22 protein-coding genes, 1 tRNA gene and 1 pseudogene are annotated in these 18,776 nt (G+C 38.4%); 14 read left to right on the forward strand and 10 right to left on the reverse strand.

Annotated elements, in window-relative coordinates:
* Positions 1 to 57 precede the first annotated feature (57 nt).
* The 5 genes from QT74_RS00970 to QT74_RS00990 all read right to left on the reverse strand — a co-directional run bounded on the left by QT74_RS00970 (position 58) and on the right by QT74_RS00990 (position 4,797).
* A complete protein-coding gene (locus QT74_RS00970; protein WP_033763896.1) occupies positions 58 to 813 on the reverse strand; it encodes a HugZ family heme oxygenase in 756 nt (251 codons plus the stop codon).
* A gap of 62 nt (positions 814 to 875) precedes the next feature.
* Entirely contained in the window at positions 876 to 2,501 is a 1,626-nt protein-coding gene (gene argS, locus QT74_RS00975; protein ID WP_033763898.1) for an arginine--tRNA ligase, read from the reverse strand.
* A 2-nt stretch (positions 2,502 to 2,503) separates the two neighbouring features.
* Complete coding sequence (gene tatA / locus QT74_RS00980) at positions 2,504 to 2,749, reverse strand: twin-arginine translocase TatA/TatE family subunit (RefSeq protein ID WP_033763900.1); 246 nt, start codon at positions 2,747 to 2,749, stop codon at positions 2,504 to 2,506.
* Positions 2,750 to 2,819: 70 nt separating this feature from the next.
* Positions 2,820 to 3,440, reverse strand: a complete 621-nt coding sequence (gene gmk / locus QT74_RS00985; protein ID WP_000551240.1) for a guanylate kinase — start codon at positions 3,438 to 3,440, stop codon at positions 2,820 to 2,822.
* On the reverse strand, positions 3,433 to 4,797 hold the full coding sequence (locus QT74_RS00990) for a hypothetical protein (protein ID WP_033763902.1): 1,365 nt from the start codon (positions 4,795 to 4,797) through the stop codon (positions 3,433 to 3,435). The genes gmk and QT74_RS00990 overlap by 8 nt, the downstream gene beginning before the upstream one ends.
* 142 nt (positions 4,798 to 4,939) lie before the next feature.
* On the opposite strand from QT74_RS00990, the gene QT74_RS00995 reads away from it, so the two are divergent.
* Complete coding sequence (locus QT74_RS00995) at positions 4,940 to 5,482, forward strand: phospholipase D-like domain-containing protein (RefSeq protein WP_033763904.1); 543 nt, start codon at positions 4,940 to 4,942, stop codon at positions 5,480 to 5,482.
* 7 nt (positions 5,483 to 5,489) lie between these two features.
* Here the strand turns inward: QT74_RS00995 and QT74_RS01000 are convergent, their stop codons facing one another.
* Positions 5,490 to 6,227, reverse strand: coding sequence for an outer membrane protein (locus QT74_RS01000; protein WP_195742330.1), 738 nt, complete (start codon positions 6,225 to 6,227; stop codon positions 5,490 to 5,492).
* A gap of 140 nt (positions 6,228 to 6,367) precedes the next feature.
* Between QT74_RS01000 and flgH the strand changes: the two genes are divergently transcribed.
* Genes flgH through pseH form a run of 4 tightly spaced genes read left to right on the forward strand, consistent with a single transcriptional unit; the run spans position 6,368 to position 9,184 of the window.
* On the forward strand, positions 6,368 to 7,081 hold the full coding sequence (flgH, locus tag QT74_RS01005) for a flagellar basal body L-ring protein FlgH (RefSeq protein WP_000709991.1): 714 nt from the start codon (positions 6,368 to 6,370) through the stop codon (positions 7,079 to 7,081).
* A gap of 17 nt (positions 7,082 to 7,098) precedes the next feature.
* The gene (gene pseF, locus QT74_RS08635; RefSeq protein WP_033763905.1) at positions 7,099 to 7,788 is read left to right on the forward strand and encodes a pseudaminic acid cytidylyltransferase; all 690 of its coding nucleotides are present in this window, start codon (positions 7,099 to 7,101) and stop codon (positions 7,786 to 7,788) included.
* Positions 7,779 to 8,645 (forward strand): hypothetical protein, encoded by an 867-nt coding sequence (locus QT74_RS08640; protein WP_033763907.1) that lies wholly within the window; start codon positions 7,779 to 7,781, stop codon positions 8,643 to 8,645. Before pseF ends, QT74_RS08640 begins: the two co-directional genes overlap by 10 nt.
* Complete coding sequence (gene pseH, locus QT74_RS01020) at positions 8,642 to 9,184, forward strand: UDP-4-amino-4,6-dideoxy-N-acetyl-beta-L-altrosamine N-acetyltransferase (RefSeq protein ID WP_033618026.1); 543 nt, start codon at positions 8,642 to 8,644, stop codon at positions 9,182 to 9,184. Before QT74_RS08640 ends, pseH begins: the two co-directional genes overlap by 4 nt.
* Here pseH and QT74_RS01025 read toward each other — a convergent pair.
* Together QT74_RS01025 and QT74_RS01030 are read right to left on the reverse strand one after the other, a co-directional pair.
* The gene (locus QT74_RS01025; protein WP_033763910.1) at positions 9,117 to 10,055 is read right to left on the reverse strand and encodes a tetraacyldisaccharide 4'-kinase; all 939 of its coding nucleotides are present in this window, start codon (positions 10,053 to 10,055) and stop codon (positions 9,117 to 9,119) included. The two genes, pseH and QT74_RS01025, sit on opposite strands and share 68 nt — an antisense overlap.
* Positions 10,052 to 10,834: an NAD+ synthase gene (locus QT74_RS01030; RefSeq protein ID WP_033602187.1), complete on the reverse strand. Its 783-nt coding sequence runs from the start codon at positions 10,832 to 10,834 to the stop codon at positions 10,052 to 10,054. The genes QT74_RS01025 and QT74_RS01030 overlap by 4 nt, the downstream gene beginning before the upstream one ends.
* An 85-nt stretch (positions 10,835 to 10,919) precedes the next feature.
* On the opposite strand from QT74_RS01030, the gene QT74_RS01035 reads away from it, so the two are divergent.
* The 9 genes and pseudogenes from QT74_RS01035 to QT74_RS01075 all read left to right on the forward strand — a co-directional run bounded on the left by QT74_RS01035 (position 10,920) and on the right by QT74_RS01075 (position 16,235).
* Positions 10,920 to 10,996 (forward strand) — tRNA-Arg (locus tag QT74_RS01035).
* A 94-nt stretch (positions 10,997 to 11,090) separates the two neighbouring features.
* Positions 11,091 to 12,083 (forward strand): ketol-acid reductoisomerase, encoded by a 993-nt coding sequence (gene ilvC, locus QT74_RS01040; RefSeq protein ID WP_033763912.1) that lies wholly within the window; start codon positions 11,091 to 11,093, stop codon positions 12,081 to 12,083.
* 22 nt (positions 12,084 to 12,105) lie between these two features.
* Positions 12,106 to 12,912, forward strand: coding sequence for a septum site-determining protein MinD (gene minD / locus QT74_RS01045; protein ID WP_033619837.1), 807 nt, complete (start codon positions 12,106 to 12,108; stop codon positions 12,910 to 12,912).
* Positions 12,909 to 13,142: a cell division topological specificity factor MinE gene (minE, locus tag QT74_RS01050; RefSeq protein ID WP_000051430.1), complete on the forward strand. Its 234-nt coding sequence runs from the start codon at positions 12,909 to 12,911 to the stop codon at positions 13,140 to 13,142. The genes minD and minE overlap by 4 nt, the downstream gene beginning before the upstream one ends.
* A gap of 6 nt (positions 13,143 to 13,148) precedes the next feature.
* Positions 13,149 to 13,949: a DNA-processing protein DprA gene (gene dprA / locus QT74_RS01055; RefSeq protein WP_033763914.1), complete on the forward strand. Its 801-nt coding sequence runs from the start codon at positions 13,149 to 13,151 to the stop codon at positions 13,947 to 13,949.
* Positions 13,946 to 14,350: a Holliday junction resolvase RuvX gene (ruvX, locus tag QT74_RS01060; RefSeq protein WP_033763916.1), complete on the forward strand. Its 405-nt coding sequence runs from the start codon at positions 13,946 to 13,948 to the stop codon at positions 14,348 to 14,350. The genes dprA and ruvX overlap by 4 nt, the downstream gene beginning before the upstream one ends.
* 133 nt (positions 14,351 to 14,483) lie before the next feature.
* Positions 14,484 to 15,225 (forward strand): annotated as a pseudogene (locus QT74_RS01065) (tetratricopeptide repeat protein).
* Positions 15,226 to 15,352: 127 nt separating this feature from the next.
* Positions 15,353 to 15,691, forward strand: coding sequence for a hypothetical protein (locus tag QT74_RS01070; protein WP_000699885.1), 339 nt, complete (start codon positions 15,353 to 15,355; stop codon positions 15,689 to 15,691).
* Entirely contained in the window at positions 15,675 to 16,235 is a 561-nt protein-coding gene (locus tag QT74_RS01075; RefSeq protein WP_033763918.1) for a hypothetical protein, read from the forward strand. The genes QT74_RS01070 and QT74_RS01075 overlap by 17 nt, the downstream gene beginning before the upstream one ends.
* A 94-nt stretch (positions 16,236 to 16,329) precedes the next feature.
* On the opposite strand, the gene QT74_RS01080 is transcribed toward QT74_RS01075, so the two are convergent.
* Both QT74_RS01080 and recJ read right to left on the reverse strand, forming a co-directional pair.
* Positions 16,330 to 17,226, reverse strand: a complete 897-nt coding sequence (locus QT74_RS01080) for an RluA family pseudouridine synthase (protein WP_033763921.1) — start codon at positions 17,224 to 17,226, stop codon at positions 16,330 to 16,332.
* Positions 17,226 to 18,776, reverse strand: coding sequence for a single-stranded-DNA-specific exonuclease RecJ (gene recJ / locus QT74_RS01085; RefSeq protein WP_033763922.1), 1,551 nt, complete (start codon positions 18,774 to 18,776; stop codon positions 17,226 to 17,228). The genes QT74_RS01080 and recJ overlap by 1 nt, the downstream gene beginning before the upstream one ends.

Below are 18,776 nucleotides of genomic sequence, written 5' to 3' on the forward strand. Positions count from 1 at the left end.
CGTAATCTCTTCAAAAAGCACTCTTTTGGGGCGTTTGCCCCTTATGGGTGAGAAAGTTTATTTCTTGTGAGCGAAATTGTGTGGGTTGCCTTTATCCCCAACATAAGCGATTTTGTCGCCTAAAATGTCATAAGCTTGACCAAAGCCCTTCACAAAACGCCCTTCTTTGAAATCCAACGCGATCAAATGGAAATCTTGCATGGTGCGAATGGTTTTAATGCCCCCAGCACCACCGGTTTTTTCAATGAAAGAATCAAACGCTTTGTCAAACTCCGCCCCTCTTTCAATGAAACGAGCGTTGGTTTTATAACGCAAGCGTTTTCTCAAAATAGCTGATTTAGCCTTGCTCTCGTCTTCTAAAAACATCACTTCCACATTGTGGGGGTTGTTTTTAAGGCCGGCAAAATGCTCAGCCACTTCACTCACATAAATGTAGTATTGTTTGCCGTCATGCATCAAGCTCGCATAAGAGCATACCACATGCCCATTAGGGTGTAAAGTCGCTAAACAAACAGAATCAAAGCCTTCTCTAAAGGCTTTAATTTCTTCTTCTACGCCTTTTAAATCATGGGTTTTTTCCACGCTTTGGCACAATTCAATGATGGCATTTTTGTAGTCTTTAGGGTCTTTAACTTCTTGGTTAAATTCAATCCTTAAGGTTTGGTTATTGTTGTAACCAATCACAATACCTTGTGGATCCACGCTTTTAAATGCAACATTTTCAGCGTGATGGACTTGCCCGAATTTTTTCAATAAGCCTTTCATGTCTTCTGTATGGTGGGCGTTCATGTGTTCTATAATACGATTAAGCAAAATATTCTCCTTATTTTTTAAAAATAATGAGAATATTATAATCAAAAAAACTAATTTTGAGCTTAATCTTTGACTGAAATCCTGGTTTTTATCTCTATGCCTAAAAGTTTAAAGGCGTTGGTTAAGCTCAAGCTCACCATTAAACAAATCTTTAAAAGCTCTTTAGCTTTAGGGGTGTCTAAAATCTTGCCAGCGTTATAGAAGTGGTGGAATTCTGAGGCGAGAGTTTTTGCATATTCGCATATTTTTTGCAAGCCGTATTCTTCAAAAGAGGCTTCAATGATTTTAGGCAAGCTTAAAGCGCTAAAGAGGAGGTATTTTTCTTCAGCGTTCAGGTTTTTTAAAGGGGTTTGCAAAACCTCTTCTCTAGAAAAAGGGGATTTTTCTAGCATGGTGTGGATGCGCGAGTTAGCGTAATGGATGTAATAAATAGGGTTTGAGCTGTCTTGTTTTTTTAAAGTATTGACATCAAATTCTAAATGGGTGTCAAGCCGTTTGCTCAAAAAAATAAATCTTAAAGCGTCTTTACCAATATCATCAACCACATCTTTAATCAAAATGAAATTACCCGCTCTTTTACTCATCTTGTAAGGTTCGTTATCTTTGAGTAAGCGTACCATTTGAGCGAGCAAGACTTCAAGCTTACGAGAATCATAGCCTAAAAATTCAAGGCTAGCCTTCACTCTAGCGATATAGCCGTGGTGGTCTGCCCCCCAAATGTTGATGTATTTGGTGTAGTTTTGCTTAAATTTTTCATTATGATAGACAATATCGCCGGCCAAATAAGTGTAATTTTTATCTTCTTTGATAAGCACCCGATCGCTTTCATCTTGGTATAAGGAAGATTTGAGCCAGATTTTAGAATCCTTTTCATAAAGGGCGTTCGCTTTTTCTAAGGTTTTAAACACCGCATCTTTATGGTTAAAAACCTCTTTTTCGCTCGCATAAGAATCAAAATGAATGCCTAGAGAATCCAAATTATCCTTGATTTCTAAAAGCATTAAATCTTTAGCGTAGCCGCTTAAAACTTCAATGATAATCTCTTCATTTTCTTGAAAAAGGCTCGGCTCTAAATCGTTGCGGGCTTTTTTGGCAATTTCTATGATGTATTCGCCCTTGTAAAAGACTTCCGGATAAGTTACGCTCTCTTTTAAAACATGCTCTCTGTAAGCGAGCCACACAGAAAGCCCTAACAAGCGGATTTGAGACCCCATGTCATTGACATAATATTCGCACAAAACCTCATGCCCTAAAAAACGAGCGATTTTAGCCAAACTATCGCCAAACACCGCCCCCCTAGCATGCCCTATGTGTAAAGGCCCTGTGGGGTTAGCGCTCACGAATTCTAAAAAGATTTTTTGAGAATTTTCACTTGGTAGTTTAGAGCCAAACTTTTCTTTTAATTCCAAAGCCTTTTGGGTGAAACGCTCCAAAAAATCCAAAGAAAGCGTGAAATTGATATAACCCTTACAAGCCACTACGCTGTCAAAAAGCCCTTGAGTTTTAGCATGCGTGCTGATTTTAAGGGCCAATTCCTCAGCGATGGCTAAGGGCGATTTTTTAAAAACTTTGGCGAGATTGAAAGCAATGGGCGTAGCGTAATGCCCATGCTCTCGGTCTTTAGGGTATTCAATAATAACTTCAGCTTCTAAAATCTCTTCTAAAACGCCCTTAATAAGAGTGTGCATTTTTAGCTTTCTTGTTTTTGCATGCTTTTCATTTCGCTGCTTTCATGCACTTTGGTTTGTGCTGCTTGAGCGTCTAGGGTTTTAGGCTCATTTTTAGCTTCTTCTTCATCGTCTTTCACGGCTTTTTTGAAATTTTTGATCCCACTGCCTAAACCTTTAGCCAATTCAGGGATCTTTTTAGCCCCAAACAACAACACAATCACTAATAAAACAATGACCCAATGCCATATACTTGTAAATCCGCCCATATGTTACTCCTTGAATTTATTGGTTGGTTTGCTTTGAATTATAGCTTGTTTGAAAAAGAATTGATAAACTTTATAAGGATTCGTTTTTCCAAGCCTTGCATATTTTTTCAAAATTAAACGCTTTTAAGCGATAAACGAGAGTTTTAGCGATGCTCAAAATGATTTCTTTGGATTTTTCTAAATCTTCATTGATGATGAGGTAGTCAAAACTCTCCAAGCTTTGCATTTCCTTATAAGCGTTAATCAAGCGCTTTTCTATCGTCTCTTTAGAATCCGTCCCCCTTAAAAGCAAGCGCTCTTTTAAAACCTCTTGATTTTTGGTGCTAATAAACACAGAGCATGCGTTAGGGTAATGCTTTTTAAGGATCTCATGCCCTTGCACATCAATATCAAAAATCACGATCTTACCCTCTTTTAAGGCTTTTTCCACAAGGGCTTTAGAAGTGCCATAATAGTGGTTATGCACGATCGCCCATTCTAAAAATTGCCCTTTTTCTATGCCCTGTTTGAACTCTTCTTCGCTGACAAAATTGTAATGCAAGCCATCAATTTCGCCCTCTCTAGGCTTTCGTGTGGTGGTGGAAAGGGAAAAATAGGTTTTTGGGATCTTTTCTTGCAAATACTTTGTAAGGGTGCTTTTACCCGCCCCGCTAGGGCCTGAAAGAATGAGCAAATTAAAGTCATTATGCATGCGGGTTTTTATCCTCTAGAGTGATTTTAATGCTTAAGGTTTTGTTTTCTAAAAGGCTTTTTAAGGACTCTTGATTGAGGCTTTTTAATAAATCTTGCAAATTCAAGCGCAATTCTAGGGGGCTGGAAGTTTTATCGATTTCTTCTTTTTCTTGCGGGGTTTCTGTGTCGTTCTCATTCTTGGAGGTTGCTGTGGCGTTCTCATTATTAGGGGTTTCTGCAACGCTCTCACTCAAAAAGGGCAATTCTTCCCCCATCGCTTTAGCCATCACCGGCTCAGGAATGTCTTCAATGCTTTCGTAATGATCTTCTTGGGTTTCTTCTTGGGGGGTTTCTTTATCTTGTAAATTTTGTGCACTTTCTTGCATGCTTTCATCTTTGGGTGTTTCTTTTTCTTGTGATTGGGGGATTTCTACATCTTGCGGTGTTTCTGTACTTTCTTGGGTTTCTTTTTTGTTCTCTTGGTCGTTAGAGTTTTCTTGGATTTCTTTGACTAATTCTTGCATGGCCTCTAATTCTTGTGCGCTTGGGGAATCTTGTGTTTTTTCTTGTTTTTCTTCCTTATTTTCTTGCGTTTCTTCCTTAACTTCTTCTTGCACTTCTTCTTTCATCTCTTCCTTAACTTCTTCTTGCACTTCTTCTTTCATCTCTTCCTTAACTTCTTCTTGCGTTTCTTCTTTAACTTCTTCTTGCGTTTCTTCTTTAACTTCTTCTTGCGTTTCTTCTTTAACTTCTTCTTGCATTTCCAACTCTTTAGAAACTTCTTTATCTTTGAGAGTTTCACCCTCTTGCGTTTCATCATCTTTAGGCTTTTCTTCTTTTTGGGGCGTTTCTTTAATCTCTTCTTTTTCTTCTTGCACATCTAAAGTGGGGAGTAACTGCTCTTCATTGTTAGGCTCTTCTTTGGCTAGGGCTTCTAAATCGCCTAAATTTTCTAACTCGTCCCAATTGGTTTCTAAAACTTCTTGAGTTGGGTCTAAATTCTGGCTAGGCTCTAGCTCGCTTGCATTAAAACCAAGCTTTTTTTGAAGGATTTTTAAAACCTCAGTGGGTAAAAAAGGTTTTTTCATTTTCACCTCAAAGCCTTCCAAGAAGGGTTGCGCTTCATTACCCTTTTTATACATGCATAAATTTAGATGGTTTTGAGAGATGATTTCTTTTAACTCTAGCCAATCCACTTGATCCAGTTTTTCCAAACTTTCATCATCGGCTATCAAAAGCCATTCTGGATCTTTTTTAAGGCGCACGGATAGCTCTTCATAGTGGTTAAAATGTTCCATAGGTAATTCTAACTTTTTAGAGACGCTCTCAAGCAACTTTGCAATCATGGGGTTTTGGTTGAATACAATCATAGTCATTTTAGGGACTCCTTAATTTTAGTAAGAAACGCTTCTTTAAGCTGTCAATTTTTATCGCTTTTTTTAAATCTTTTATTATAATCAAAAATCCACTTGGTTGGTTGTTTTTATAATGAGCGTAATTTAAAATAAGGATCATTTGATGTTAGATAAAATTAAAAAAATCGTTGGCGTTAGCGTGTTAGTGGGCTGTTTGGGGGTTTTGCAAGCTAAAAATAGCCTGTTTGTCTTACCTTATGAGCAAAGGGACGCTTTAAACGCTTTAGTTTCTGGCATTAGTAACGCTAGAGAGAGCGTGAAAATCGCTATTTATAGTTTCACGCACAGAGACATTGCAAGAGCCATTAAAAGCGTAGCGAGTAGGGGGATTAAGGTGCAAATCATTTATGATTATGAAAGCAATCATCATAACAAGCAATCCACTATCGGCTATTTAGACAAATACCCTAACACTAAAGTGTGTTTATTAAAGGGGCTTAAGGCTAAAAACGGGAATTATTACGGCATCATGCACCAAAAAGTAGCGATCATTGATGATAAGATCGTGTTTTTAGGCTCAGCGAATTGGAGCAAAAACGCTTTTGAAAACAATTACGAAGTGCTTTTAAAAACCGATGACACAGAGACAATTCTTAAAGCCAAGAGCTATTACCAAAAGATGTTAGGGAGTTGCGTTGGGTTTTAAAAGCCCTTTAGAAGTGGTAATTATACCCCACATAAAAGGCAAAGACCCTACGCATTTGAACCTTGAGTGCATCAGTAGTGTAGTATTTGTTATTAATGGTGGGGAATTTAAAGCCGATTTCAAATTCATGTTCATCTACAAATAAAGCTTTGAGACCAAAGTTAAAGAGGAATTGAAAAGAGGTGTTATCAACCGCACTGCTGTTAGTGATGCCTAACAATTCCTGCCCTTTACTGCCAATATACCAGCTATTCCCCGCAATCGCAATCCCCCCAAAAACGCCAATATCCACGCCAATATCATCTTGATAGAAACTCCCTTGGAAGAAATTCCACACCGCATCCACGCCCACGCCATAAGTGATCATGTTATTGCCGCCATAATAACCTTTAGGGTATCTCATGCCATAGCCTTGCCAATCTAAAAAAGCAAAATAGCGCAAGCCCAAGATTTTATCCGGATGGAAAAAGTGGTTATAACCCATGACTAATCCAATCCCATTAGATCCCATGTTGGTGAGCTTTTTAACGCTATTAACACTGGTTATGATATTGGTGTAACCGGTTTGATAGTTAGTAACTTCTCTAACTTCATGGATATTAGTCATTAAATTGATAGAACCTGTTTGGTAATTGAATCCCATATACAAATTTTTTGTCCAAGAAGGCGCTGCGCTTTCTTCTTTAGCTACTAAGACATGTGTTAGCAAGCTTGTGCCAACTAACATTTTTAACAAGGTTCTCAATTTTATCTCCTGCATAGTAAGTTTCATTATAAAGATCTTAAAGATCTAAATTTTACAACAACTTACTCAAAATTAAGCATTTATTCTTTATAAGAGAGTATAATTTAGGGTTTAAAATAACTCAAAAGTAAGGCTAGTGGATGAAAAAGGCACTTTATTTAGGGGCTGTTGCGTTTAGCGTTGCATTCAGCATGGCATCAGCCAATGAGCCAAAAATTGATTTTAACCCTCCTAATTATGTAGAAGAAACCCCCTCTAAAGAATTTATCCCTGAATTGAACAAATTAGGGAGTTTGTTTGGGCAGGGTGAGCGCCCTTTATTTGCGGATAGGAGGGCGATGAAGCCTAACGATTTGATCACAATCATTGTTTCTGAAAAAGCGAGCGCGAACTATTCCAGCTCTAAAGATTATAAAAGCGCTTCAGGGGGTAATTCCACGCCTCCAAGACTCACTTATAACGGGCTAGATGAAAGAAAGAAACAAGAAGCACAATATTTAGACGATAAGAATAATTACAATTTCACCAAATCCAGCAATAACACGAATTTTAAAGGCGGTGGCTCGCAAAAAAAGAGCGAAGATTTAGAAATCGTGTTGAGCGCTCGAATCATTAAGGTGCTAGAAAACGGGAATTATTTCATCTATGGGAATAAGGAAGTGCTAGTGGATGGGGAAAAGCAAATCCTTAAGGTGAGTGGGGTGATCCGCCCTTATGATATTGAAAGGAATAACACCATCCAATCCAAGTTTTTAGCCGACGCTAAGATTGAATACACGAATTTAGGGCATTTGAGCGATTCTAATAAGAAGAAATTCGCTGCTGATGCGATGGAAACCCAAATGCCTTATTAAAAAGAGCAAAGCCTAGCATGAGAGCGATCGCTATTGTTTTAGCCAGAAGTTCCAGTAAAAGGATCAAGAATAAAAATATTATTGATTTTTTCAATAAACCCATGCTCGCTTACCCTATTGAAGCGGCGCTAAACTCCAAGATCTTTGAAAAAGTGTTTATTTCTAGCGACAGCATGGAGTATGTTAATCTAGCCAAGAATTATGGGGCGAGTTTTGTGAATCTACGCCCTAAGGTTTTAGCCAACGATAGGGCTACGACTTTAGAGGTGATGGCCTATCACATGGAAGAATTGAAATTAAAAGACGATGATATAGCGTGTTGTTTGTATGGCGCTTCAGTTTTTTTGCAAGAAAAACATCTGCAACGCGCTTTTGAGGCTTTAAAAGAAAATCAAAATGCGGACTATGTTTTCACATGCTCCCCCTTTAGCACTTCGCCCTATCGTTCTTTTAGCCTTGAAAACGGCGTTCAAATGGCTTTCAAAGAGCATTTAAACGCGCGCACGCAAGATTTAAAAACGCTCTATCATGACGCCGGACTGCTTTATATGGGGAAGGCTCAAGCCTTTAAAGAAATGCGGCCCATTTTTAGCCACAATTCTATCGCTTTAGAATTATCGCCCCTAGAAGTCCAAGATATTGACACTTTAGAAGATTTGGAATTAGCCAAGCTCAAATACAGCCGTTTAAAAAATTCATGCCAGTAAAAATTTTGTGCGATGCGTTTGCAACAAGCGGTTTAGGGCATGTAAGGCGTGGTGGAAAAATCCTTTCTTATATAGAAAAATTAGGCGTTGGAGCGAGTCTTTATTTGCACAAGCAAAACGATATAAGCGCTTTTTTAGAGGGAATTAGCAGCGATGATTTTTTGATTACAGACAGCTATTGTTTAAATTCAAAAGATTTTTATCTTTTAAAAGAAAAATCTCAAAACCTTATGGTAATAGAAGACAAAGAGCATGCCAAGGGGTTTTACCCTAAAGAGACTAAAATCATCAATTGCATGCTCAATGCTTCAAACCATTACAATTATTTTTCTAAAGATCATTATTTGGGGGTGGAGTTTTACCCTGTTGATATTCGTTTTATTTATGATCGCCCCATCAATGCAAAAAATAAAGAAGTGTTGATCACGCTAGGGGGGAGCGAGCCAAAAATATTAAAAGAGATAGTTAAAATTTTAGAAAATAATGAAATAAATTTGCATATCATTTCATCTCATATCCCTAAAAACCCTCCCAAAAACACGCATTATTACAACCATTTAAGCCCTTTAGAGTTCAGTTCTTTGATGAAATCTTGCGCTTGCGCCATTAGCGCTGCGGGCCAAACCCTCTATGAATTAGCCCTTTCTCAAACGCCCTCGCTCATTATCCCCATTGCGCCTAATCAAATCCTTCAAAGCAAAGAATTTGAAAATTCAGGCATTTTCAAACAAACGAGTTTAAAAACTTTGGCTAAAGATTTTGAAAAATTGCAAATTCAAAAAAATCAAGCCTGGGCAAAAAACCTAGTTTTTGGGAGCAAATTAGAGGGCGCATTAAGGGAGTTTTTAGGGGTTTGAAAAAAAATTATTGTTATGAAAATATCCAAGCGGTTGATTTTACTAATTTAAACGATGAAGAAAAGTTGTTGGTTTTAGAGTTTCGTAACCACCCAAACACTGCCTTATGGATGTATAGCGCTAATATTTCTTTGAAAACGCATTTGCAATTCATAGAAGATTTAAAAACTTCACCTAACCACCGCTATTTTTTGTTTAAAGAAGAGGGCGTTTATTTGGGGGTTGGCTCTATCACTAAAATCAATCTTATTCATCAGCATGGGTATTTGGGGATTTATAAAAACCCTTTTTTAAAAAATAAGGGAGAGGCCATTTTAAAAGCTTTAGAATTTATCGCTTTTGAAGAATTTCAATTAAATTCTTTGCATTTGGAAGTGATGGAGGATAATTTCAAAGCGATCGCTTTTTATGAAAAAAACCACTACGAGTTAGAGGGGCGTTTGAAAGGCTTTATCTCTAAAGACAAGGGGTTTATAGATGTTCTTTTGTATTATAAGGATAAGAAAAAATATAATGGTCAATCTTTTCTAAAATTTTAGGGCTAATTTCTAACCTTAAATTCAGCACGCTCAAAGGCAATTTGCAATCTTGCAATTTGACTAAATCTTTTGAAGTAACCAACAAGGAAGTGGCGTTATTTTGATGAAACTCTTTTTCTAAAAGCTTCAAATCAAAAGGGGCATGGTCTTTAAAATAGATTTTTTTAACCACTTCTTTAGGCAAGAATGCGTCTAAGCGGCTAGGGTTGGCGATAGCCGTTACTAAAAGCATGCGTTTGGTGGGGCGGGTAATAGAGGTGATTCTTTTATAATCTTTATCTTCTGTAATGACTAAATGGGCTTCTTTATAGCTTTTAATATTTTCTCTATACAACCCGCTAGGCAAACAAAAAGGGTAATAGGGGGGGACTTTGGGTTTTAAAAGCGCATTGAATTGGTTGAAATTAAACCTAAAGCCATCGTCTAAAAACACGATTTTTGCCCCTAATTCAAGGGCTTTCAAAACGCCTAGTTCTCTTTTTTCGCTCACAATCACGCTCGCTTGTTTTAAATTTAAGGCTAAAAGATAGGCTTCATCGCCGGCTGTGTTTTGGGAGACTAGAATTTTCCCTTTAACGCTCACCACCACTAAACCTTTAGAATCCCGCTGATACCCCCTAGAAACAATAGCCACTTCGTGGTATCTTGGCGCGATTTCTAAAATAAAGGGCGTTTTACCGCTCCCTCCAGCGATCAAGTTGCCTACGCTGACAATAGGGATTTTAAAATCATACTTTTTAGCGGTTTTTCGTTTAAACGAAGCGATGCATTGATAGATTAAAGAAAAAGGGTAGAGCGCAAAAATCAACCCTTTTTGCAAAAGAGTGGGGGCGTAAAAATAGCGTTCTAAAAAGGGTTTATCGCTTTTCATTTAGGATCAAATCGTTTGGCGATGGTGGGTAATTCTAGTTTAAAAGCGTTTTTTTGGACACGGCTTATTATGTTTTTCACTAAAGTTTCATCATGGCCTAATTGAATGAGCGTCTCTAAATGGATGGGTTTTGTTTGAAACAACGCTTCAATATCCTTTAATAAAGGATCAATCACGCTATAAGGATAGCCCAAATCCTTTTCATCGCTTTGGCCTATAAATAAATCCGCGCTAGGGGGCTTATCTAAAATCTTTTTAGGGATATTTAAATGGCAAGCGAGTTCATAAACTTCGGTTTTAAACAATTCCCCAATCGGGTTGATCGCGCACGCCAAATCCCCAAATAAAGTGCCATAGCCTAGCATTCTTTCGCTTTTATTGCTCGTGCCAATGACTAAAGAATGGCTTTTTAAAGAATAATCGTATAAAAAAGCCATGCGCAATCTTGAGCAAAAATTCCCCTTTCTAGTAAGGCTTGCGTCTTTAAAATGAGAGCCAAAGATTGCATCATAGGGCGCGATAGAATATTCTGTATAGGGGATAGAAAAGGTTTCGCACAAATTTAAAGCGTCTGATTTACTTTCTGGCACAGAAACTGAAGAAGGCATTAAAAGGGCATGGGCGTTTTCTTTAAAAACCTTTTGAGATAGCACCCCAACGACCGCGCTATCCAGCCCCCCGCTCAACCCGTAAACGACTTTCTTAAAGCCTCTTTTGTGAACTTCTTTTTCTAAAAAATCGCATAAATAAGATACGAGTTCGTGGTAGTGTTTTTGCATGCTTTGAATTATAGTAGAAAAAATGTATCCTTTAAGTAAAAAATTAGTTTTTCTTGCTATAATTTTTGTTTCACTTCTTTTAAAAGTGCTCGTAGCTCAGCTGAATAGAGCAACAGGTTGCGGTCCTGTAGGTCGGGGGTTTGAATCCCTCCGAGCACACCATTTAATGAGTTTTTAATATTCTGCATGTTTTTAAACATTATCGCTCCCATTATGGTAAAATAAATACTCGCTTAAACACGCTAGGAGATTTGATTTGGCATTACCCGTTTATTACGATAAAGACATTGATTTAGGCGTTATCCAATCCTTGCAAGTGGGCGTTATTGGTTATGGCGCTCAAGCAAAAGCCCAAGCGCTCAATTTGAGAGATTCTAAAGTGAAAGTGCGTATTGGCTTGTATCAAGGGAGTTTGAGCATTCCAAAAGCAAAGGCAGAGGGCTTTGAAGTGCTAGAAGTCAAAGAATTAGTCCAAAAGTCTGATGTGATCATGGCGTTACTCCCGGACGAATTGCATAAGGAAGTTTTAGAAAAAGAAGTGATCCCTTTTTTAAAAGAGAATCAAATTGTGGGCTTTGCTCATGGTTTTAGTGTGCATTTCAATCAAGTCTCTTTTAAAAAAGGCATCGGCGTGATTTTAGTTGCGCCAAAAGGGCCCGGGAGCGCTTTAAGAGAAGAATACCTTAAAAATAGGGGTTTATACCATTTGATCGCCATAGAGCAAGAAAATTCAAAAAACAACGCTAAAGCCGTGGCTTTAAGCTATGCAAAGGCGATGGGTGGGGGGAGAATGGGGGTTTTAGAAACGAGCTTTAAAGAAGAATGCGAGAGCGATTTATTCGGCGAGCAAGCGGTTTTGTGCGGGGGGTTGGAAGCGATTGTAAGAATGGGGTTTGAAACTTTAATCAAGGCAGGATACCCTGAAGAATTAGCCTATTTTGAATGCGTGCATGAAGTGAAATTAGTAGCGGACTTGTTGCATTATAAGGGGGTGGAGGGCTTGAGAAAACACATTTCTAACACCGCTGAATTTGGGGCGATTAAAGCTAGAGAGCCTATGGCAAATCTATTAGAAAAACGCATGCAAAAAATCTTAAAAAAGATTCAAAACGGCTCATTCGCTAAGGATTTTTTACTAGAAAAGAGCTTGAATTACCCTAGGTTAAACACAGAGAGAAAAGCCCTTAAAGAGACTAAAATAGAGCAAATTGGGGAAATTTTACGCGCCCCATTCAACCATGAAAAATAAATCATTAAAATAAAGGAATCATATGGCAATAGTAGTTACTATCACTTCAGGTAAGGGGGGCGTGGGTAAAAGCACCACCACGGCTAATTTGGCGATCGGACTGGCTGAGAGCGGTAAAAAAGTCGTAGCGGTTGATTTTGATATAGGTTTGAGAAACTTGGACATGATTTTAGGGTTAGAAAATCGCATTGTTTATGATGTGGTAGATGTGATGGAGAAAAATTGCAACCTTTCGCAAGCGTTAATCGTGGATAAAAAAACTAAAAACCTTTCTTTTTTAGCGGCTTCACAAAGTAAAGATAAAAACATTTTAGATAAGGAAAAAGTAGCGATTCTAATCAACGCTTTAAGGGCGGATTTTGACTATATTTTGATTGACTCGCCCGCTGGGATTGAAAGCGGTTTTGAGCATGCGATTTTGCATGCGGACATGGCGTTAGTGGTGGTAACGCCGGAGGTGAGTTCTTTAAGGGATAGCGATAGAGTCATTGGCATCATTGACGCGAAGTCTAACCGGGCTAAAAGGGGCGAAGAAGTGCATAAACACTTAATCATCAATCGCTTAAAACCTGAATTAGTGGAAAGCGGTGAAATGATTTCTATTGAACAAGTGTTAAATATTTTGTGTTTGCCTTTGATTGGGATCATTCCTGAAGACAGCCACATTATTTCAGCGACCAATAAGGGCGAGCCGGTGATTCGCACCGATTGTGAGAGTGCAAAAGCCTACCAGCGCATCACTAGAAGGATTTTAGGCGAGGAAGTGGAGTATGTGGAATTTAAGGCTAAAAAAGGCTTTTTTAGGGCTTTAAAAGGGATGTTTTCATGAGTTTGTTTGATTTTTTTAAAACTAAAGGGAGTGCGGCCACTGCAACGGATCGATTGAAATTGATTTTAGCCAAAGAGCGCACCTTAAATTTGCCTTATATGGAAGAAATGCGTAAAGAAATCATCGCTGTCATTCAAAAATACACTAAATCTTCAGACATTCATTTTAAAACCCTTGATAGCAACCAAAGCGTGGAAACGATTGAAGTAGAGATTATATTGCCTAAATAGTTTGAAATGAAAAGTAATTTCCAATATAGCGCGCTAGAGAATATCCCTAAAGCCTTTGACATCCTCAAAGACCCCCCTAAAAAGCTCTATTGTGTGGGCAATAGCGAGCTTTTGGATGCGCCTTTAAAAGTGGCTATCATAGGCACAAGAAGACCCACCCCTTATAGCAAGCAACACACTATCACGCTAGCTAAAGAGCTTGCTAAAAATGGTGCGGTTATTGTGAGTGGGGGAGCGTTAGGCGTGGATATTATCGCTCAAGAAAACGCCTTGCCAACAACGATCATGCTTTCGCCTTGCAGTTTGGATTTAATCTATCCTACCAACAACCATAAAGTGATCCAAGAAATCGCGCAAAACGGCTTGATTTTAAGCGAATATGAAAAGGATTTCATGCCCATTAAAGGCTCTTTTTTAGCGAGAAACCGCTTAGTGATCGCTTTAAGCGATGTGGTGATTATCCCTCAAGCGGATTTGAAAAGCGGCTCTATGAGCAGCGCGAGATTAGCCCAAAAATACCAAAAACCCTTGTTTGTTTTACCTCAGCGCTTGAATGAGAGCGATGGCACTAATGAGCTTTTAGAAAAAGGGCAGGCTCAAGGGATATTTAATATTTATCATTTTATAAACACCCTTTTAAAAGACTATCATTTACAAGAAATAAATGAAAATAAAGATGAATTTTTAGAATATTGCGCGAAAAACCCTAGCTATGAAGAAGCGTATCTCAAATTTGGGGATAAACTTTTAGAATACGAGCTATTAGGTAAGATCAAGCGCGTCAATCATCTCGTGGTGTTAGCGTGATTTTGGCATGCGATGTGGGGCTAAAACGCATCGGCATCGCCATGCTTTTCAATGGTATTATTTTGCCTTTAGAAGCGATTTTGCGCCACAATAGGAATCAGGCCTCTAGGGATTTGAGTGATTTGTTGAGAGAAAAAAACATTCAAGTGCTAGTGGTGGGTAAGCCTAATGAAAATTATGCGGATACGAATATTCGCATTGAGCATTTTATCAAGCTTGTAGATTTTAAGGGCGAAATCGTTTTTATTAATGAAGATAGCTCCAGCATAGAAGCTTGTGAAAATTTAGAGTATTTGGGTAGGAAAAATAAGCGGCTCGCTATCAAAGACGGCCGGTTAGACTCTTTGAGCGCTTGTGGGATTTTAGAGCGCTATTGCCAGCAGGTTTTAAAAAATCATTAGATCTGATTGCAATTTGATTATAATAAAGTCTGAATTTTTTAATAAAAGGGAGAAGCGTCATGCTGAAAAGTTTCAAAAAAGCGATTTTTAGGGCTTTGTGCTTGTGTTGTGTGTTGATTGGGGGGGGGGGTTAATGGCAGAGCCAAACCCTGAAGAGCTTTTTGATCAGGGCAAAGAGATTCTTGATTTTGCCGTGAGTGGTGGGGGTGGTGCATTTAGAGGAGATAGTCTTGAGGCTAAGAAGTATTATATTCAAGCTAAGGAATATTTTGAAAAAGCTTGTAATTTAAACTATGCTAAGGGGTGTGTTAGTCTAGGGGGTCTATATGAGGGTGAAAATCTGGTAATTAGGAAAGGAGAATCCTAGGTTAAAAGAGCGTTTGAAAAAAGCCGCTCAATACTACTCTAAAGCGTGTGAATTAGATAATGCTGGAGGGTGTGTAATATTATCAACAAGAGGAGATGAACTAGCGAACAAACAAGAAGTTTTTCAATATCTCTCTAAAGCTTGTGAATTAAATAGTGGTAGTGGGTGTCTTATGTTAGGGGGATTATATGAGAAAGACTTTAAAAAAGCCACTCAATACTACTCTAAAGCGTGTGATTTAAACGATAAGTTTGGGTGTTCCACACTAGGAGCTATGCAATATATTGGAAAGGGTGTAGTCAAAAATGAAAAACAAGCGATGGAAAAATTTGAAAAAGCTTGCAAACTAGGAAAGCAAGAAGCATGCGAGATGGTTACTTATAAAGGGCTTTGCGAATTAGGACATAAAGAAGCATGCGAGATATTTAGCCTTGAAGTGCTTTGCGAATCATTAGATCAAAAGGCATGCGATATGTCCTATGACAAGAAAAAAGCCTTAGGTTTTTAGGGGGATAAGAGCATCGCCAAAACGCTCCCTATTCTTTTAAGAAAATATTTTACTAGGGAGTTTTAATCTTTTTTTGGTATTCTTTTAGGGGTCATTAGTCTTAAAAACTCTTTAAAAACGGATAACCATGAAAATTATGCATCAAGTCAAGGATTTTTTAGATTTTTGCAAACAAACGATCCACAAAAATTCCAATGAAGCGTTTCAAAAAACCAAACGAGCGCTTTTTAAAGAAAAATCTCAAAAAATCAGGGAGCAAGCGGTTAAAATCGTAGAAAAACGCTTGATAAAAGAGAATATGCAACTGAGCGATTTTAATGAAGAAGAATTAAAAATCATGTTTGAAGCTGAAGAAAAAAGATTGTTAGAGCAAATCCACGCTAAAGAATTGAAAGAAAAACAAGAAAAAACCACCAAGCATTTTAAAGAAGTTTGGGAAAAGGGCGAAAATGAGCAAGAAAAATAGCGTAATTTCTGGTTTGATGAATTTTTTTAGCGAAAAGAATGAACGCTGGCTGTTAGCCCACAGGCACACGAGAGGGTTTGTGATCGTGGCGTGGCTTTTTAGGTTTAAAAGCATTGCGTTTTCTATTTTGATCACTCTGTTGGTTATTTTAGTGGATATTTGGGTTTATAGCGATGTGCGCCAGTTTTTATTGGACACTTCTAGCTCTTTCATTTGGCTTTTGATCGCTTTACTAATCAAGTGGGGCGTGATTGTCATAAGCGCGCGTAAATGCTACCAATTCAGCCAAAAAATGTTTGCACTCATTCAAAGAAAAAGGCAGATTAGGGAGAATTTAAAAAACCGCTCCAACTACAAAGACACCAAAAATTTTGAAAAACTCTCTGACACTGCTGAAGAAATCATTTCAAAAAAACAAGAAGAGTCCCGCCACAAAGAAGATTCTAATCATGAAAACCATAAAGACAAGCTTTCTAACATTACCGAAGAAATGATTCTCAAAAAACAAGAGGAATTGAAAACTAGAAAGGATAAGGGGGATTAAAAAAGCATATAGAAAATCTTAATCAAAAAAACCCCCCAATAAAAATAATCAAAAAATAATCAAAAAATAATCAATAAAAGTAATCAGGGGATAATCAATAAAAGAGCGGTAGATCTTTTAAAAAAGGCATGAAGCGTTCGGGCATTGGGGAAGCGATTTGATAGATCGCCCCTTTAAATTCAAACTCTAAACTAGCGGCATAGAGCATGAGTAAAGGGGCGTTATTTTCACGCTTTAATTGAAGGTATCCTCTCGCTTCTTCATCAGCCACCCCATAAAGCCCCTCGCCCACGATCCTGTGATTTATACTGCTTAGATGCAAGCGGATCTGGTGCGTGCGCCCGGTGAGCGGGGTTATTTTAAGCAAGCTTATATCCAAAAAAGGGTTATAGCTTAAAGGCTCAACAAGCGTGATTGAAGGCTTGCCTAAAGGAGAAATTTGAGATCGAATGCGCAAATCTTTTTGAATGTTTTGTGGCGTTAGAATGGGTTTGTCTATGGTGATACTTTTATCCACCAACCCATGCGCTAGCGCCAAATAAGTTTTTTTCACTTTTTTTTGCATGAAAAGCGCTTTTAAATCCTTAACGCTTTGTAAGGTTTTACCCGCCAAAACTAACCCGCTCGTTTCATAGTCCAATCTGTGGGCTGGGTGGGCGTTTTTGCCCAAATGCGATTGGATACAATCTAATAAGCTTTCATGGTAAAAATAGCCTTTAGGGTGGGTATAGACTTGAGCGGGTTTGTCAAACACGCCAAAATCCTTCGTTTCAAAAACAAGTGCTTGAGTTTTTTCATTAGGCTTGAAATGAATCAAGCTAACGACCCCTTGAATGATTTGAGATTTACGCACGGCTTGTTGGTTTTGTTTCAGGCGTTGTTTGTCAAGGTGGCGTTGGGCTTCTTTTAGAGAGCATTTTAAAACATCGCGCACCAAAAACAAGGCTTTGGTGGGTTTTAAAATTTCAAATTCTTCTTCAACAAAAGGCACTACAACAAACTTTTAACAAACATTTTAGGCTCATTAGAACACTCATCTAATTCCACGCTAAAAATCGCACTCACCTTTTCGCCCGCTTTCAGAAACCGATCAGCGTTAAAATAAATAGCCTCTTTGACGCATTCTTTATCCTTAAAACGCAAAACCTGGTGGCTTTCTTTGATGATTTTTTCTTCTATGACTTCTAAATTTTGCGCTTGGAATAAAGGCTCGGGGTTTTCTTGCCCATAAGGTTCGCCCATTTCTATAATCTCTAAAAGCTCTCTGTCAATGTCTTTTAATTTGAGCGTTAAAGGGGGTTCTTCTTCACAAAAAGGCAAGACTTTAAAATCAAAATTTTCTAAAGTTTCAAAGAGCGAGACGATATTGTTTTTTCCAACGCTCAACCCGCACGCTTGCCTATGCCCTCCATAGCCGAGCAACAAAGAAGAAACCCCATTCAAAGCGTCAATCAAGTCAATATTTGGAGAGCTACGAGCGCTCCCTTTATACACCCCTTCTTTAAAGGTAAAAACCAGGCTTGGCTTTTGAGTGGCTTCCACTAATTTTGAAGCCACAATCCCAAGCACGCCCTCATGCCAATTGTCCTTAAAAGCGATGATGATTTTTTCTCCAACCATCGCGTGCTTAAAGGCTTCTTCAAAAACCTGCTGTTGGATCATTTTACGCTTCGTATTGCATGCTTTCAAGCGTTCATACAAAGAATAACCATCTTGAAAATTATTCGCACTTAAAAAATCTAAAGCCATTTTAGCGTCTTGCATGCGCCCTGCGGAGTTGATTAAAGGGGCGATATTAAAAGAAATATCGCTCGCTTTTAAAGAGCGTTTTCTAAAAACTTCTCTTTGGCGTAAAAACCCCATTGCCCCTAAGGATTCTTTTTGCAAAAAATACAAGGCTTTAGAAACTAAAAAGCGGTTAAAAAAAGTCAAAGGCATCATATCAGCAATAGTCGCCACGCCCGCTAAGCATAACAACTCACTAGAATGGCTCTTTTCTTTTCCTAGAAGCTGGTGGATCCCATAGCACAAATAAAACGCCACCAACGCCCCGCACACTTCCTTTTGGATAAAATCACAATCCGGTTGCTTGGGGTTGATCACCGCATAAGCGTCTGGGACTTCATCATTATTTAAGCAATGGTGATCGGTGATGATAAGGGTGTAATTTTTTTCTTTGCAAAATCGCGCGGCTTCAAAGGCGTTAATCCCGTTATCCACCGTGATGATTAAAGGGGCGTGGTGTTTTTCTAAAAACTTTTTAGAAATCCCATAGCCATCCATGAAGCGATTAGGGATTGCAATGCGGACATGCTTATAGTTCAGGCTTTCAAAAAATTTTGCCATGATAGTAGAGCTAATCACGCCGTCAGCGTCATAATCGCCCACCACTAAAATCTCTGTGTTTACACGCATGGCTTCTATGATTTTGAGCGCGGCTTTTTTCAAGTCTTTGAATAAAAAGGGGCTAGGAAACCCTTTTTCATTATAAGCGATAGAAGCCATGCGCTCTTTGATTTGAGCTTTAAGCTTTTGTTTCAT

The sequence above is a fragment of the Helicobacter pylori SA213A genome (assembly GCF_000476275.1).
GTDB lineage: Bacteria > Campylobacterota > Campylobacteria > Campylobacterales > Helicobacteraceae > Helicobacter > Helicobacter pylori_CL.